Below are 15,542 nucleotides of genomic sequence, written 5' to 3'. Positions count from 1 at the left end.
GGGTGGCGGCATGGCACGTCCCCTGATCGCCGTCGCCACGCTGGGCGGCACCATCTCGATGGCCCCGGTCGACGGCGGTGGCGGCGCCGTTCCGCGGTTCGGTGCGGCCGAGCTGCTCGGCGGGCTCGGCGACCTGCCGATGGACGTCCTGGCGGAAACCCTCGCCGGGATCGGCAGCGCGTCGCTCGACTTCGCGACCCTGCTGCGGTGCCGCGAATGGGGCCTGCGCCAGGACGCCGACGGGTTCGTCGTCGTCCAAGGCACCGACACGCTCGAGGAAACGGCGTACTTCCTGGACCTGTGCTGGCCATCGGACGTCCCGCTGGTGATCACCGGCGCGATGCGCAACGCCGGTCTGTTCAGCCCGGACGGCCCGGCGAACCTGCGCAACGCGCTCACCGTCGCGGCCGATCCGCGCAGCCGCGGCCGGGGCGTGCTCGTCACGCTCAACGACGACGTCCACGCGGCGCGCTGGGTGCGGAAGGCGCATTCGAGCCACCTCGAGGCCTTCTCGTCGGCGCCGGCGGGGCCGCTGGGCATGGTCGTCGAGCACGCCGTGCACTACTTCCACCCGTCGCCGTCCCGGCCGCCCGCCCTCGAGGGTGCCGACTTCGGCGGCCTGGTCCCGGTGGTGGAAGCCGGTCTCGACGACTCGGGAGCGGTGCTGGCGCACGTGGCTTCCCAGCCGGGAGTGCGCGGCGTGGTGATCGCCGCGGCGGGCGTGGGGCACGTTTCCTCGGGCACGGCGGACGTCATCGCGCGGCTGGTGCCGTCGCTGCCGGTGGTCGTCGCTTCGCGGACCGGGGCGGGCCCGACGCTGCGGTCGACGTACGGCTTCCACGGCTCGGAGTCGAGCCTGATCGCGATGGGCGCGACGATGGCGGGCTGGCTGGACGCGCGGAAGTCGCGGATCCTGCTGCACGCGTTGCTGGCCTCCGGCGCGGACCGTTCCCGGATCGAGCGGGAGTTCCGGGCTCGCGGCGACCTGGACTGAGCAATCAGTCCCGGACCGGCCCTTCCACGGGGTCGAGGTGGTACGGGCGCATCGCGCGGCCCGCATCGCGGTAGACGTGGAGGGAGATCGCCGGGTCCGGGCCGTCGTTGCGGACCTCGTGCACGTACCCCGGCCCGAACACCCGTGACTGCCCCGCGGACAGGGCGTGCAGCTCGGTGACCGCGCGGCCGTCCGGCGCCCGGCGCGCCACCGCCTCGGTCAGGTGCCCGCTGACCACGGTGAACGCGCCACTGGCGAACGCGTGGTCGTGCAGGTCGGTGCGCTGGCCGGGCAGCCAGCTCATCAGCCACACCTGCTGCTGCTCGTCCTCCGACACCAGCGTCGCGAAGCGCTCGTCGGGGTCGTAGCGCAGCAGGTGGCGCCAGCGGTCGCGGTCGGCGGCGACCTCGAGGGCGACGCGCACCGGGTGGCGCAGCGCGGGGTTTTCGGGTCGCAGCAGGGTGTTGTCCGGAACGGCGAACATGAAGGTCCTCACGGGAAGAAAAGGGTGTCGAACTGGGCCGGGGCGGGGTTCACCGACAACAGCGACACGCGCGCACGCTCGAGCCGAGGCCGGTGCGGCCCCACGACTCGGACATGGCGTGCGCGAACATGCGACCAGAGTCCCAGCCGCATCGCGGCCGGTCAAGACGTCTCACCTGACGGGAGATCAGGACCACTCGTGCTTCTGGGACCGCCCCAGCAGCTCCGCGCCGGCCTGGCGGGGGTCGACGCCCTCGTGGCAGACGCGGTGCATGGCGTCGGTGATCGGCATGTCGACGCCCAGGCTCTGGGCCAGCGCGCGGATCGACGAGCACGACATGACGCCCTCGGCGACCTGCCCGCCGGCCGCGGCCTGCGCCTGTTCGAGCGTCTCCCCACGGCCGAGTCGTTCGCCGAAGGTGCGGTTGCGCGAAAGCGGCGACGAGCAGGTCGCGACCAGGTCGCCGACGCCGGCGAGCCCGGCGAAGGTGAGCGGGTCGGCGCCCAGCTTCGCGCCGAGCCGGGCCATCTCGGCCAGGCCGCGGGTGATGAGCGTCGCCATCGTGTTGGTGCCGAGCCCCAGCCCCGCGGCCATCCCGGTGCTGAGCGCGATCACGTTCTTGCAGGCCCCGCCGAGCTCGCAGCCGACGACGTCGGTGTTCGTGTACGGGCGGAAGTAGGAGTTGGCGCAGGCGCGCTGGATCGCGACGGCGCGTTCGTGGTCGGCGCAGGCCAGCACGGAGGCGGACGGCTGCCCGGCGGCGATCTCCTTGGCCAGGTTCGGCCCGGTGACGACGACGACGTCGTCGGCGGTGACACCGACGATCTCGCCGATCACCTCGCTCATCCGCTTGAGCGTGCCGAGTTCGACGCCCTTGGCGAGGCTGACGAGGATCGCGTCCCGCGGCAGCAGGTCGCGCCACGCCGTCAGGTTCGCCCGCAGGCTCTGGCTGGGCACGGCCAGGACGACGGCTTCGGCGCCTTTCGTCGCTTCCGCCGGGTCGCTGGTCGCGGTGATGTTCCCGGGCAGGGTCACGCCGGGCAGGTAGGCACTGTTGGTGTGCCGCTCCCGGATGTCCGCGGCGACCTGGTCCCGGCGCGCCCACATCGTGACGTCCCGGCCGGCGTCCCCGAGCACCTTGGCGAAGGCGGTGCCCCACGACCCGGCCCCGAGCACGGTGACCCGCTGCACGTCGGCGCGCATCAGGCGGGATCCCCCGGCTTCGCCACCGGCGGTTCCTCGTGCCGGATTTCGGCGAGGAGCCGGGTCACTTCGTCCATCATGACCTTGGTGACTTCGCGCAGCTTCGTCGCGCTGCGCGTGTTGCCGCCGCGGTAGGCGGACAGGTCGATCGGGTCGCCGACGAAGTGGGTGATCGTCTTGCGCGGGAACGGCGTGAACTTCTTCGTGTAGCCGTTGAAGATCTGGCTGGTGCCCCACCGGGCGACGGGGATGATGGGGACGTCGTTCTGCAGCGCGAGCCGCGCGGCGCCGGTGAAGGACTCCTTCGGCCAGCCGGCCGGGTCCTTGGTGATGGTGCCTTCGGGGTAGATGACGACGATCTTCCCGTCTTCGAGGGCTTGGTGCGCGGCCTTGAGACTGTCCCCGGCGGCGGCCGAACCCCGCGAGACGGGGATCTGCCCGGACCCGGAGACGATCGGCCCGAGGATCGGCGCGCGCGTCAGGCTCTCCTTGAAGAGGAACCGCGGGACGCGCTTCTGCCGGTGCACGAAGACGGCATCGACGGCGGGGTCGAAGTGCGAGATGTGGTTCATGACGAGCAGCGCGGGCCCCTGCCGGGGGATCTTCTCGGCCCCGACGTAGACCCGCCGCCCGATGGCGGTGAGCGGGTAGAACAGTACGGCGGCGAGCCCCACCCAGAAGCCGCCCTTCTCACGCCGGGCCACGATCTCCTCCTCCACACGTCACGTCCGGGGCTTGATCCTGCCGCGCCGGGCTCCGGCCGGTCCAGGGAGGGTCGGTTCGGCGGCGGTGACGGCGGTCGTCACCAGGCCGGGGGCTGCTTTCGCGCTGCTCGGCCTGGCCGGCTTGGCCAAGCTCGGGCCGCCCCGGCGAGGGCGGTTCGGATCCCCGGACCCGACCCACCCCGAACCTGTCCACAACACCCGTCACCTGTGGACAACCCACCCCACCCACCCCCGGCCGCCGCGGCTTTCGGGTAAAGATGGACACGTGGACGTGGATCTGGTCGTGCCGATGAAACACCCCCGCGACGGCAAGTCGCGGCTGCGTGGTGCCGTCGAGGCGGATCGCCATCCCGGGCTGGTCCTGGCGCTCGCCGCCGACACGCTCGCCGCCGTGGCCGCGAGTGCGCGGGTCAGGCGCGTCCTGCTCGTCGCCGCCGATCCCGAAGCCGTCGCCGAGCTGGGCGAACTCGGCGTCGAGATCGTCGCCGAACCCGCCGAAAAGACCCTCAACGCCGCCTTCCGCCACGGCGAAGCCCTGCTCAAAGCCGACGATCCGGCCGCCGTCGTCGGTGCCCTCCAAGCCGACCTGCCCGCCCTGCGCGCCGTCGATCTCACCGCCGCCATCGCCGAGGCCGCCGGCACCCGGGCCTTCGTCGCCGATCGCCAGGGCACCGGCACCACCCTGCTGCTCGCCGCGCCCGGCGAGCCCCTCGATCCCCGCTTCGGGCCCGGCTCGGCGCGGCTGCACGCCGCGTCCGGGGCGATCGCCCTGTCCCAGCCGCTGCCGACCCTGCGCAGCGACGTCGACACCCCGGATGATCTCGCCCACGTCCGCGCCCTCGGTGTCGGAAAACACACCGCCGCCCGCCTCGGCGATCCGTGCCCGGTAGCGCGCTGAGCTGTTCATCTGACCTTCACCGCGGCCTGCGCAATTCCCCGTGACGTAGTGAAGAATGGGGGCCGTGAGCACAGACGACGGCAGCACGCCCGCACAGCGGAGGCGACGGAACCCGGCCAGCGGATCTTCGGAGACGGCGAAGAAGACCACCAGCGCCAAACCGGTGGCCGCCAAGAAGGTCCCGTCGAAGTCCACCGCGCGCGACACCGCCGCCCGTGCCACCGCCGGCAAGCCACGCACCCGCAAGTCCACGTCGCCGGCGGCCACCCCGGCGACGACGCGGCGGCGCAGCTCCACCCAGGGCAACCCGCGCGGCCCCGAGGAGTTCCAGGCCGTGCCGTCGGCGCCGCCCGCGGTCACCACCGCGCCCACCGCTGTCGAGACGCTGCCCGACGACCGGTACTTCAACCGCGAGCTGTCGTGGCAGGACTTCAACGCCCGCGTGCTCGCGCTGGCCGAGGACGAGTCGCAGCCGCTGCTCGAACGGGCGAAATTCCTCGCCATCTTCGCGTCCAACCTGGACGAGTTCTACATGGTCCGCGTCGCCGGCCTGAAGCGCCGCGACGAGACCGGCCTGCTGGTGCGCAGCGCGGACGGGCTCACCCCGCGCGAGCAGCTCGGCTACATCGCCAAGCGCAACCAGGACCTCGTCGAGCGGCAGACCGGCGCCTTCGAGAAGCACCTGCGCCCGCAGCTGGCCGAGGAGGACATCCACATCGTCGGCTGGGCCGACCTGGCCGGCGCCGACCAGCTGCGGCTGTCGAGCTACTTCTCCGAACAGATCTTCCCGGTCCTGACGCCCCTGGCCGTCGACCCGGCGCACCCGTTCCCCTACATCTCGGGCCTTTCGCTCAACCTCGCGGTGACGGTCCGCGACCCGGAAGGCGGCACCGAGCGCTTCGCCCGGGTCAAGGTGCCGAGCAACGTGCCGCGCCTGATGCGCGTCGAGACCGAGCGCACCAGCCGGACGGCGACGTTCCTGCCGCTCGAAGAGCTCATCTCGGCGCACCTGGGCGAGCTGTTCACCGGGATGGACGTCACCGAGCACCACGTCTTCCGCGTCACCCGCAACGCCGACTTCGAGGTCGACGAGGACCGTGACGAAGACCTCCTGCAGGCCCTCGAACGCGAGCTGGCGCAGCGCCGGTTCGGCCCGCCGGTGCGGCTCGAGGTCGCGCAGGACATGAGCGAGCACATGCTAGAGCTGCTGCTGCGCGAGCTGGACGTCGACCCGGCCGACGTCGTCGAGGTGCCCGGCCTGCTCGACCTGACCTGCCTGCACCAGCTGTCCGGTGTGGACCGCAAGGAGCTGAAGGACCGGCCGTTCGTGCCGGCGACGCACCCGGCGTTCGGCGAGCGCGAGACGCCGAAGAGCGTCTTCGCGACGCTGCGCGAGGGTGATGTGCTCGTGCACCACCCGTACGACTCGTTCTCGACCAGCGTGCAGCGGTTCATCGAGCAGGCGGCGGCCGACTCGAAGGTCCTCGCGATCAAGCAGACGCTGTACCGGACGTCCGGTGACTCGCCGATCGTCGACGCGCTGATCGACGCCGCCGAGGCGGGCAAGCAGGTCGTCGCGCTGGTGGAGATCAAGGCGCGCTTCGACGAGCAGGCGAACATCACCTGGGCGCGGACGCTGGAGCGCGCGGGCGTGCACGTCGTGTACGGCCTGGTCGGGCTGAAGACGCACTGCAAGGTGTCGATGATCGTGCGGCAGGAGGGCTCGACCATCCGCCGCTACTGCCACATCGGCACCGGCAACTACAACCCGAAGACGGCGCGGCTCTACGAGGACATCGGCCTGTTCACCGCCGACCCGAGCATCGGCGCGGACGTCACCGACCTGTTCAACGTCCTGACCGGCTACTCGCGCCAGGACACCTACCGGACGATCCTGACGTCGCCGCACGGCATCCGCCGCGGCATCGTGCGCGCGATCGGCGAGGAGATCGAGCTGGCCAGGGCCGGGCAACAGGCCGGGATCCGGATCAAGTGCAACTCGCTGGTCGACGAGCAGGTCATCGACGCGCTCTACCACGCGTCCCAAGCCGGGGTGCCGGTCGAAATCGTGGTGCGCGGGATCTGCACGCTCAAGCCCGGCGTCGAAGGGCTGTCGGAGAACATCCACGTCCGGTCGATCCTCGGCCGGTTCCTGGAGCATTCGCGGATCTTCAACTTCCGCGCGGGCGGGACGCACTGGATCGGCAGCGCGGACATGATGCACCGCAACCTGGACCGGCGGATCGAGGCGCTCGTGCGCGTCAAGGACCCGAAGCTCATCGCGCAGCTCGACAACATCTTCGACTCGGCGCTGGACCCGGCGACGCGCTGCTGGGTGCTGACCGCGAGCGGCGAGTGGTCGCCGTTCCCGGCCGACGGTTCGCGCGTGCGTGACCACCAGCTGGAGCTGGCGAAGCTGCACGGGGCCGCCGGATGACCCAGGAGGTACGGGCGGCCGGCGCGGTGCTGTGGCGCGGCGCCGGGGGCGCGACGGAAGTCGCGCTGGTGCACCGCCCGCGGTACGACGACTGGTCGTTCCCGAAGGGGAAGCTCGACCCGGGCGAGACGATCGCCGAGGCCGCGGTGCGGGAAGTGCGGGAGGAGACCGGGTTCACGGCGGTCCTGGGCCGGTACCTGGCCCGGACGGCGTACCCGGTGCCGTCGCGCCACGGGTCCGGGACGGTCCCGAAGACGGTCGACTACTTCGCGGCGGAAGCGGTTTCCGGCGAGTTCGAGGAGAACGACGAGGTCGACGAGCTGCGCTGGCTGGACCCGACGGCGGCGGAAAAGCTGCTGACGCGGCCGGAGGACGTCCGGGTGCTGCGGGCGTTCTGCGAGCTGCCGGTGGGCTTGACGACGCTGTTGCTGGTGCGGCACGCCAAGGCGGGCAAGCGCGACGAATGGTCCGGCGACGACGACCTCCGGCCGTTGTCGGAGGCGGGCCGGCGCCAAGCGTCGGCGCTGCGCCGGGTGCTGTCGTTGTTCGGCCCGGACCGGGTGCTGTCGGCCCCGCGGCTGCGCTGCGTGCAGACGGTCCACGGGGTGGCGGAGGACTTCGCGGGCGAAGTGCGCCACGAGCCGTTGTTCTCGGAAGAGGGCTACTGGCCGGACCCGGTCCTGGGCATGGCGCGCCTCCTGGCGGTGGCCGGAGACGGCGGAACACCGGTGGTGTGCAGCCAGGGCGGCGTGATCCCGGACCTGGTGAGCGCCTTGGCGGACCGCGACGGCGTGGAGCTTTCGGCAGCGCGCGGCGGAGCGGTGCCGAGCAAGAAGGGCTCGTTCTGGGTGTTGTCGTTCCGCCCGCCGACGGCCTCGGAAGGCCCGCTGCTCCTGGCGGCCGACTACCACCCGAGCGCCCTCCCGGCCCCCTCCCCCAGCCGCTCCTGAGCCGGTGGTCCACATCGGGGCCGCAATGTGGACAGCCCCGCAGTGCCACCCGGCCGCGATCTTCAGCCGGTGGCGGCCGGGCTTCAAAACTGCGAAACCCCAGCCCGGCGAGATACCGCGCAAAGCCCCGCCGGAGAGCGCTGTCATCACGAGACAGCGGCATGACAGTCGATCTTGGTGTACTTGTCCTGGGTCCCGCTGGGCTGCGCCGGGCTAGGGGTACGGCGCATCTCCGGGCGAGGGGGTTCCTGCCGGCATCAAGGCCAGCAGGGCTTGGACCTCCGTGACACGGGGGTCGCCGAGGCGCTGGCTCACGGTCAGCGCCTCGGCCCAATGGCCGCCTGCCTCGTGGGCGCGCCCCGTGCGGTGCTTCAGCCGGCCGAGGGTGATCTGGACGTCGATCGTGCCGTAGTCGGCGTTCAGCTTCTTGAGCTCGGCGAGCGCGTCGAGGCCGGCCCGCTCCGCTTCGTCGTGCCGGCCGGCACCTTCGAGGGCCTCGGCGACGTTCCCCAGCGCCAGCGCCGCGTGGTAGCGGTCGCCCAGCTCCGCGAAGGCTTCGTGCGCGGCCTGGGCGGCTTCGGCGGCGTGGTCGTAGTCGCGCAGGCCGATGCGGCTGGCGCTCACGTTGAGGAGCGCGTGCGGCACGAACGTCCGCTGGCCGTGGTCGCGCGCGAGGTGGACGGCTTGGAGCGCGTGGCGTTCGGCCTCGGCGTATTCGGCCCGGACGTAGTACGCGCCGGCGAGATTGGACAGGATCGCCACCGTCAACGCGGTGCCGTCGCCGTTTTCGGACGCGGCGCGCGCTTCCTCCAGCGCCTCGAGCGCCTGGTCGGGCTGGAGGGTGCGCAGGTAGGCCGAGCCGAGGTTGTTGGCGCTGTACTGGAGACCGGTGCTGTCGCCGGCGTCGCGCGTGGCCGCGACGGCCGTGCGCGCGGTCGTGATCCAGTCGTCGCGGTCGTGGCGCTCGGCGAAGAACCCGCGCAGGAGCCAGGCGAGTTTCCAGGCGTGCGCGGTCCAGCCGTGACCGGCGGCGATGCCGACGAGCGCGGTGAGGGCCTGGCGTTCGGTGTTGTACCAGGCGATGGTCTGCTCGTGCTTGGCGAAGCGGACGGCGGGCAGCGGCGGGGGTTCGAGCGTGATGTCCTCGGTGAGCAGGTCGGGACGGATCAGTTTGTTCGCCTCGGCGACGCTGGCGAGGTACCAGTCGACGAGCCGGCGCAGCGCCGCCGCGCGCTCGGCCTCCGTCGTTTCGGTTTCGACGAGCTCGCCCGCGTAGACGCGCAAGAGGTCGTGGAACTGGTAGCGGTCGGTCCCGGGCTGGTTGAGCAGGTGGGCGGCGGCGAGCTGGTCGGCGAGTTCACGCGCTTCGCGTAGCTCGACGCCGGCGAGCGCGGCCGCCGAGGAGAGGCTGAAACCGTGGCCCGGGTGCAGGCCGAGCAGCCGGAAGAAGCGCGCCGCGGCCGGGCGCAGGGCCTTGTACGACCAGGAGAACGCGGCCCGGAGGTCGGTGCCGGCGTCCTGCGGGTCGCGGAGGGTGTCGAGCCGCAGCCGCTGGTCGCGGAGTTCTTCGACGATTCCGGCGAGCGAGACGCCGGAAAACCGCGAAGCGCGTTCCCCGGCCAGCGCCAGGGCCAGCGGCAGGCGCCCGCAGAGCTCCACGAGTTCGGCGACGGCGCCGGGCTCGGCGGCGAGGCGCTGCGACCCGACGCTGCCGGCGAGCAACGCGGTCGCGTCGCGGTCGTCGAACGAGCGCAGGGCGATGCGGCGGGCGCCGTCGCGGGCGACGAGGCCGCGCAGCTGGTTGCGGCTGGTCACCACGACGAGGTTGCCGGGCCCGGGCAGGAGCGGACGGACCTGGTCGGCGTCGCGGGCGTTGTCGAGCAGCATCAGGGTGCGGCTGCCGGCCAGCCTGCTGCGGAGCAGCGCCGAGCGTTCCTCCACAGTGGAGGGGAGGGTTTCGGCCGGGACGCCGAGGGCGCGCAGGAAGCCGGCCAGCGCGGCGCCGGGCGTGACCGGGGTGGCCGCGGAGTGGCCGCGCAGGTCGAGGAACAGCTGGCCGCCGGGAAAGCGGTCACGGACGCGGTGGGACCAGTGCACGGCCAGCGACGTCTTCCCGACACCGGCGGTGCCTTCGATGACGACGATGCCGGACGCGCCGCCGGGCGGCAGCCGGTCGAGTTCGGCCAGCTCAGGGCCGCGGCCGGTGAAGCCCGCGACGTCGAAGGGCAGCTGCCGCGGGACGGTGTGGACGGCCGGATCGGCGTCGGCGGCGAGCAGTTCGGCGTGCAGGCGGCGCAGGTCTTCGCCTGGTTCGACGCCCAGTTCGTCGGCCAGCAACGCCCGCAACCCGGCGTACCGCGCGAGCGCTTCGGCGCGGCGCCCGGACCGGGCGAGGGCGCGCACCAGCCGTTCCCACAACGACTCCCGCAGCGGGTGCTGGGCGACGAGGTCGGTGAGTTCGGCGACGAGCCGCGCGTCGGGGACGAGCCCGGCGTCGAGGTCGATCCGCTGCTCGACGGCGAAGAGGTACCGCTCGGTCAGCAGCGGCCCCCATTCCGCGGCGAGGGCGGGAGAGCCGACGCCCTCGAGCGGGACGCCGCCCCAGCCGTCGAGCGCGGCGGTGAGCAGTTCGCGGCGGCGGGCGGGTTCCGTCGCGGCGGCGGCCTGGTCGAGGGTCTGGAGGAAGCGCAGGACGTCCACCCGGGACGGGTCGGCGACCAGCCGGTAGCCGTCCGGTTCGGTGACGACGGTGTCTTCGCCGCACAGCCGGCGCAGGCGCATCACGTAGGTCTGCAGGCTGCCCCGGATGTGCGCGGGCGGAGTCTCACCCCACACGCCCCGGGCGAGGGCATCGATCGACACAAGGCGGCCGGCGGCGAGCGCGAGCGTGGCGAGCAGCGCGCGCTGACGGGAACTGGTCAGCACGACCGGCGCACCGTCGACGAGCACTTCGAACGGGCCGAGCAGCCGGATGTCGATGGTGGTCGCCCCCAGGTTCGCCTCGCGCACGGCCGGCCCGCGCCACCCGCGGGCCCCGAGGAACGCAGCGTGGCACCACTCGGCCGGGCGCTCAAGCAACTTTGCGAAATTGGGCGGAACCGGTCCCGGGGCCGGGGTTGGGCCGAGCGGGTGACGCGCGGTGTCCGTTCGGGACGCTGGTGCTGGCAGCGGGTGACTTCCCGAGCGCTCGGCTTGGCTTGCCCGGAGGGTCGATTCGCGGGCGTGGACAGTCGGATCGCGTGCCCGGAGGGTCGGCTCACGTACTCAGGCAGTCGGTTCGCGTACGTGGAGGGTCGGTTCACGGGCCCGGACAGTCGGATCGCTTGCGCCCGCAGTTCGTTCGCGGGCCCGGGGACTTGGTTTGCCCAGCCGGACAGCCGGTTCACCCGCGCCGCGACTCGAGCCGCGCGCCGACCGTCCAGGTACGCCAACCGACGCTCCCGGTACGCGAGCCGACCGTCCGGGTACGGGAGCCGACTGCTCAAGGTTTGAACCGACCCCCGCGGTACGCCAGCCGACCCTCCCGGTACGCGAACCGACCGTCCCGGTACGGGAGCCGACTGCTCAAGGTTTGAACCGACTGGCTGGGTACGCGAGCCGTCGTTCCAGGCGGGCTGGCCGCTTCTGCCGCAACGGTCCGGACGTGCGGCAGGGCCCCGCGCACGTCGCGCGGGGCCCTGCCGGAAAGCTGCTCGTCTAGCAGGGGGTCGCCCGCAGGGGGTCCCCCGGATTTCACGTTACCGCAGGGGTCCGACAGTTTCGGGCGATCAGTCCTTCTTCGCCGCGGCCGAAGTCCGACTCGCCGAAGTCCGCCTCGCCGGAGTCTTGGCCGCGGTGGTCTTGGCCGCGGTGGTCTTGGCCGCGGTGGTCTTGGCCGTCGTGGTCTTGGCCGCCGGGGTCGCGGTGGTCTTGGCCGCCGGGGTCCGGGCGGCCGTGGTCTTGCGAGCCGCGGTCGGCTTCGCCGCGGTCTTCGCCGCCGTGGTCGCCTTCGCCGCCGTGCTCTTCGCCGCTGTCGTCGCCTTTGCCGCCGTCGTCTTCGCCGCCGTGGTCGCCTTCGCCGCGGCGGTCTTCGCCGCTGTCGTCGCCTTCGCCGCCGTCGACTTGGGTGCCGCCGCCCTCGTGCGGGTGGTCGCCGGCTTTGCCGCCGCCGTCCTCGTCGTGGCCGGCTTTGCCGCCGTTGCGCGGGTTCGCGTGGTCGTCGAGCGCGTCGTGGCCGGCTTCGGGGCCGCCGCCGTGCGGGACGTGGCCGCCGCGCGGGTGGCCGTCGTCGCGCGCTTGACCGGGGTGGCCTTCGGCAGCTTCTTCGCTCCGGAAACGACGTCCTTGAAGGTGGTGCCGGCACGGAAGGCGGGCACGTTCGTCTTCTTGACCCGCACCGCTTCGCCGGTGCGCGGGTTGCGGGCCGTCCGCGCTGCGCGGGCGCGCTTCTCGAACACCCCGAAGCCGGTGATGTTGACCTTTTCGCCTTTGTTGACCGTCCGGATGATGATGTCGACCAGACCGTCGACCGCCTCGGAAGCGGCCTTCTTGTCGCCCAGGCGCTCGGTCAGCGCCTCGATCAGCTGGGCCTTGTTGGCCATGTCCAGTCCTCCAGGAAGGATCCACGGCCGCGTCGGCCGGCTAGCGACACGGTATTACCCAGGCAGCGCAAATCCAACCGGCGCGCGGAACTTTCCCCTGCCCCGGGAAGGGTTCCGCCGCACGGCGAGGGCCGGTCAAGAGCTTCTGGAGGGCCGGGCGCAGTAGCCCGAAAAGGGGCGGGATCCCTTGTCACGCAAGCGATCCCACCCCGCGACCGGACTAGCCCGCGGCCACCGGCGTCGTCGCCGGCTTCCAGGACGGGCGGCTTTCCTCGAAGCTGTCGATCTCACCGGCATGGCGCAACGTCAGCGCGATGTCGTCGAGACCTTCCAGCAGCCGCCAGCGGACGTAGTCGTCGATCTGGAAGGGCGCGGTGAAGTCCTTGGCCCGCACGGTCTTGGTTTCGAGGTCGACCGTGACCTCGGTGCCGGGCTCGTTTTCGAGCAGCTTCCAGAGCAGTTCGACGTCGTGCTGCTCGCACTGGGCGGCCACCAGGCCACCCTTGCCGGAGTTGCCGCGGAAGATGTCGGCGAACCGGGCGGAGATGACGACCTTGAAGCCGTAGTCCATCAGCGCCCAGACGGCGTGCTCGCGGGAGGAACCGGTTCCGAAGTCCGGCCCCGCGACGAGCACGCTTCCGTTCCTGAACGGCTCCTGGTTGAGGATGAAGTTCTCGTCGCCGCGCCAGGCGGCGAACAGGCCGTCCTCGAACCCCGTCCGGGTCACCCGCTTGAGGTAGACCGCCGGGATGATCTGGTCGGTGTCCACGTTGGACCGGCGCAGCGGGACGCCGACGCCGGTGTGCTGGGTGAACGGTTCCATGTTCGGTAGCTCCTCGGTTGTCAGCGGGCGGCGGTCAGCAGGTCTTCCGGCGACGACAGCGTGCCCCGGACGGCCGTGGCGGCGGCCACCAGCGGCGAGACCAGGTGCGTCCGGCCGCCCTTGCCCTGCCGGCCCTCGAAGTTGCGGTTCGACGTCGACGCGCTGCGCTCTCCCGGCTTCAGCTGGTCCGGGTTCATGCCCAGGCACATCGAGCAGCCGGCCTGGCGCCACTCGGCGCCGGCCTCGGTGAAGACCTGGTCGAGGCCCTCCTCCTCGGCCGCCTTGCGGACCCGCATCGAGCCGGGAACCACCAGCATCCGGACCGAGTCCGCCACTTTCCGACCACGCAGCACCTCGGCCGCGGCCCGCAGGTCCTCGATCCGGCCGTTGGTGCAGGAGCCGAGGAAGACGGTGTCGACGGCGATCTCGCGCAGCGGCGTGCCCGGCTTCAGGTCCATGTAGGACAGGGCTTTTTCAGCGGCGATGCGGTCGTTCTCGTCCGGGATCTGCTCCGGGTCGGGCACCTCGGCGCCCAGCGGGAGACCCTGGCCGGGGTTGGTGCCCCAGGTCACGAACGGCGTCAGCGCACTCGCGTCGAGGTGCACCTCGGCGTCGAACTCGGCGCCGTCGTCGGTGCGCAGCTGCCGCCAGTTCTCGACCGCCGCGTCCCAGTCCGCGCCCTGCGGGGCGTGCGGACGGCCCTTCAGGTAGGCGAACGTGGTCTCGTCCGGGGCGATCATCCCGGCTCGGGCGCCGGCCTCGATCGACATGTTGCAGACGGTCATCCGCGCCTCCATCGAGAGTGCCTCGATGGCCTGGCCGCGGTACTCCAGGATGTAGCCCTGGCCGCCGCCGGTGCCGATCTTCGCGATCACCGCGAGGATGATGTCCTTCGCCGTGACGCCGGGCCGCAACTCCCCGTCGACGGTGATCGCCATCGTCTTGAACGGCCGCAGCGGCAGCGTCTGGGTGGCCATGACGTGCTCGACCTCGGACGTGCCGATGCCGAAGGCGATGGCGCCGAACGCACCGTGCGTCGAGGTGTGGCTGTCGCCGCAGACGACGGTCATGCCGGGCTGGGTCAGGCCGAGCTGCGGGCCGATGACGTGCACGATGCCCTGCTCGGCGTCACCCATCGGGTGCAGCCGGACACCGAACTCCTTGCAGTTGCGGCGAAGGGTGTCGACCTGGGTGCGCGAGACCGGATCGGCGATGGGGAGCTCGATGTCGACGGTCGGGACGTTGTGGTCCTCGGTCGCGATGGTCAGGTCGGGGCGGCGCAGCGGCCGCCCGGCCAGCCGGAGGCCGTCGAAGGCCTGGGGGCTGGTGACTTCGTGCAGCAGGTGGAGGTCGATGTAGAGCAGGTCCGGTTCGGCGCCTTCGCCTCGGCGCACGAGGTGGCTTTCCCACACCTTCTCCGCCAGCGTGCGGGCCTTGCCGGTCGGGCTGGTCATCTCCGGCTCCTTCCACGGTTCGTCGTCGAACTCGGGCGCGCACCTGCGGAACCGGGGTGCGAGCCGCGAAGGAGGGCGCAGCTCGAGTTCAGGGTTTTCCCAGATGCTGGACTTCCCAAAGTGCGGGACGCTAGTATCGGGTCGTGGGACAGCATAGCGGTATCGGAGTACTGGACAAAGCAGTGGCCGTCCTGCAGGCGGTCGCGGACGACCCCTGCGGCCTCGCGGAACTGTGCACGCGGACCGGCCTTCCCCGGGCCACCGCGCACCGGCTCGCGGTCGGCCTGGAAGTGCACCGGCTGCTGCGCCGCGGTCCGGACGGGCGCTGGCGCCCCGGTACGGCACTGGCCGAGCTCGCGGGCGGTTCGACGGACCCGCTGCTCGACGCCGCGGGCGTGGTGCTGCCGAAACTGCGCGATGTCACCGGCGAGAGCGTCCAGCTGTACCGGCGCGACGGCGTCCAGCGCGTGTGCGTCTCGACCGCCGAGCCGCCGAGTGGCCTGCGCGACACGGTGCCGGTGGGTTCGCGCCTGCCGATGACGGCGGGATCGGGCGCGAAGGTGCTCGCGGCTTGGGCGGACCCGCACACGCAGCGCACCATCCTGGCCGACGCGGTCTTCGGAGAGCGCACGCTGCTGGAGGTCCGGCGGCGCGGGTGGGCGCAGAGCGTGGCGGAACGAGAGCCGGGCGTGGCGAGCATTTCGGCGCCGGTGCGGGATTCGGCGGGCACGGTCGTGGCCGCGGTGTCGGTGTCGGGACCGATCGAGCGGATCGGCCGCAAGCCGGGAGCGCGCTGGGCGGCGGATCTCCTTGCCGCCGCGGACGCGTTGCAGGAACGCCTCTGAGCTCTCTGCCCGGGTCTGCTTTTCCACAGGCTGTTCGTGATGTGGACCAGCCGGCCCGGGCGGCGCTTTTTCCGGGGTTTTCGTCGGCAGGGGCCGATAGACTGGTATTCGGGGGGGCGCCCCAGGATCCGCGCCCGGGATCCGGCGGT

At 72.2% G+C, this 15,542-nt stretch carries 12 protein-coding genes; 5 read left to right on the top strand and 7 right to left on the bottom strand.

Annotated elements, in window-relative coordinates; all coding sequences use genetic code 11:
- Positions 1–10: 10 nt before the first annotated feature.
- Positions 11–994, top strand: coding sequence for an asparaginase (locus AB0F52_RS13045; RefSeq protein WP_360168899.1), 984 nt, complete (start codon positions 11–13; stop codon positions 992–994).
- Between the two features lie 4 nt (positions 995–998).
- Here AB0F52_RS13045 and AB0F52_RS13040 read toward each other — a convergent pair whose 3' ends face one another.
- From AB0F52_RS13040 to AB0F52_RS13030, 3 genes are all read right to left on the bottom strand, one after another.
- Complete coding sequence (locus AB0F52_RS13040; protein WP_360169573.1) at positions 999–1,478, bottom strand: cysteine dioxygenase family protein; 480 nt, start codon at positions 1,476–1,478, stop codon at positions 999–1,001.
- 186 nt (positions 1,479–1,664) lie between these two features.
- Positions 1,665–2,681: an NAD(P)H-dependent glycerol-3-phosphate dehydrogenase gene (locus tag AB0F52_RS13035; RefSeq protein WP_360168896.1), complete on the bottom strand. Its 1,017-nt coding sequence runs from the start codon at positions 2,679–2,681 to the stop codon at positions 1,665–1,667.
- Positions 2,681–3,400, bottom strand: a complete 720-nt coding sequence (locus AB0F52_RS13030) for a lysophospholipid acyltransferase family protein (RefSeq protein WP_360168893.1) — start codon at positions 3,398–3,400, stop codon at positions 2,681–2,683. Before AB0F52_RS13030 ends, AB0F52_RS13035 begins: the two co-directional genes overlap by 1 nt.
- 271 nt (positions 3,401–3,671) lie before the next feature.
- Here AB0F52_RS13030 and cofC point away from each other — a divergent pair, with 271 nt between their 5' ends.
- From cofC to AB0F52_RS13015, 3 genes are read left to right on the top strand one after another with little or no spacing between them, the layout of a single operon-like run.
- On the top strand, positions 3,672–4,304 hold the full coding sequence (cofC, locus tag AB0F52_RS13025; protein WP_360168890.1) for a 2-phospho-L-lactate guanylyltransferase: 633 nt from the start codon (positions 3,672–3,674) through the stop codon (positions 4,302–4,304).
- A 55-nt stretch (positions 4,305–4,359) separates the two neighbouring features.
- Positions 4,360–6,741, top strand: coding sequence for an RNA degradosome polyphosphate kinase (locus AB0F52_RS13020; RefSeq protein WP_360168887.1), 2,382 nt, complete (start codon positions 4,360–4,362; stop codon positions 6,739–6,741).
- Positions 6,738–7,691, top strand: coding sequence for an NUDIX hydrolase (locus AB0F52_RS13015; RefSeq protein ID WP_360168884.1), 954 nt, complete (start codon positions 6,738–6,740; stop codon positions 7,689–7,691). Before AB0F52_RS13020 ends, AB0F52_RS13015 begins: the two co-directional genes overlap by 4 nt.
- A 213-nt stretch (positions 7,692–7,904) precedes the next feature.
- Here the strand turns inward: AB0F52_RS13015 and AB0F52_RS13010 are convergent, their stop codons facing one another.
- The 4 genes from AB0F52_RS13010 to leuC form a co-directional block, all read right to left on the bottom strand.
- Complete coding sequence (locus tag AB0F52_RS13010) at positions 7,905–10,769, bottom strand: BTAD domain-containing putative transcriptional regulator (protein WP_360168881.1); 2,865 nt, start codon at positions 10,767–10,769, stop codon at positions 7,905–7,907.
- Positions 10,770–11,458: 689 nt separating this feature from the next.
- Complete coding sequence (locus AB0F52_RS13005; protein ID WP_360168878.1) at positions 11,459–12,271, bottom strand: HU family DNA-binding protein; 813 nt, start codon at positions 12,269–12,271, stop codon at positions 11,459–11,461.
- Between the two features lie 220 nt (positions 12,272–12,491).
- Positions 12,492–13,094 carry a 3-isopropylmalate dehydratase small subunit gene (gene leuD / locus AB0F52_RS13000; protein ID WP_360168875.1) on the bottom strand — a complete coding sequence of 201 codons (603 nt, stop codon included), beginning with the start codon at positions 13,092–13,094 and terminating at the stop codon, positions 12,492–12,494.
- A gap of 20 nt (positions 13,095–13,114) precedes the next feature.
- Positions 13,115–14,548, bottom strand: a complete 1,434-nt coding sequence (leuC, locus tag AB0F52_RS12995; RefSeq protein WP_360168872.1) for a 3-isopropylmalate dehydratase large subunit — start codon at positions 14,546–14,548, stop codon at positions 13,115–13,117.
- Positions 14,549–14,691: 143 nt separating this feature from the next.
- On the opposite strand from leuC, the gene AB0F52_RS12990 reads away from it, so the two are divergent.
- Complete coding sequence (locus AB0F52_RS12990; protein ID WP_004560682.1) at positions 14,692–15,393, top strand: IclR family transcriptional regulator; 702 nt, start codon at positions 14,692–14,694, stop codon at positions 15,391–15,393.
- Positions 15,394–15,542 lie beyond the last annotated feature (149 nt).

Origin of the sequence: Amycolatopsis sp. NPDC024027, from assembly GCF_040638975.1 — a bacterium.
In the GTDB taxonomy this organism is placed as follows: domain Bacteria; phylum Actinomycetota; class Actinomycetes; order Mycobacteriales; family Pseudonocardiaceae; genus Amycolatopsis.
Note: the sequence above shows the minus strand (reverse complement) of the source record. Positions and strands in the feature narration are given on the sequence as shown.

Bases quoted from the DNA above. Each gene is read 5' to 3' on its own strand.
- AB0F52_RS13005 (WP_360168878.1), bottom strand. From the start codon at position 12,271: ATGGCCAACAAGGCCCAGCTGATCGAGGCGCTGACCGAGCGCCTGGGC.
- AB0F52_RS13020 (WP_360168887.1), top strand. From the start codon at position 4,360: ATGGGGGCCGTGAGCACAGACGACGGCAGCACGCCCGCACAGCGGAGG.
- leuC (WP_360168872.1), bottom strand. From the start codon at position 14,548: ATGACCAGCCCGACCGGCAAGGCCCGCACGCTGGCGGAGAAGGTGTGG.
- AB0F52_RS13035 (WP_360168896.1), bottom strand. From the start codon at position 2,681: ATGCGCGCCGACGTGCAGCGGGTCACCGTGCTCGGGGCCGGGTCGTGG.
- AB0F52_RS13045 (WP_360168899.1), top strand. From the start codon at position 11: ATGGCACGTCCCCTGATCGCCGTCGCCACGCTGGGCGGCACCATCTCG.
- AB0F52_RS13040 (WP_360169573.1), bottom strand. From the start codon at position 1,478: ATGTTCGCCGTTCCGGACAACACCCTGCTGCGACCCGAAAACCCCGCG.
- AB0F52_RS13015 (WP_360168884.1), top strand. From the start codon at position 6,738: ATGACCCAGGAGGTACGGGCGGCCGGCGCGGTGCTGTGGCGCGGCGCC.
- leuD (WP_360168875.1), bottom strand. From the start codon at position 13,094: ATGGAACCGTTCACCCAGCACACCGGCGTCGGCGTCCCGCTGCGCCGG.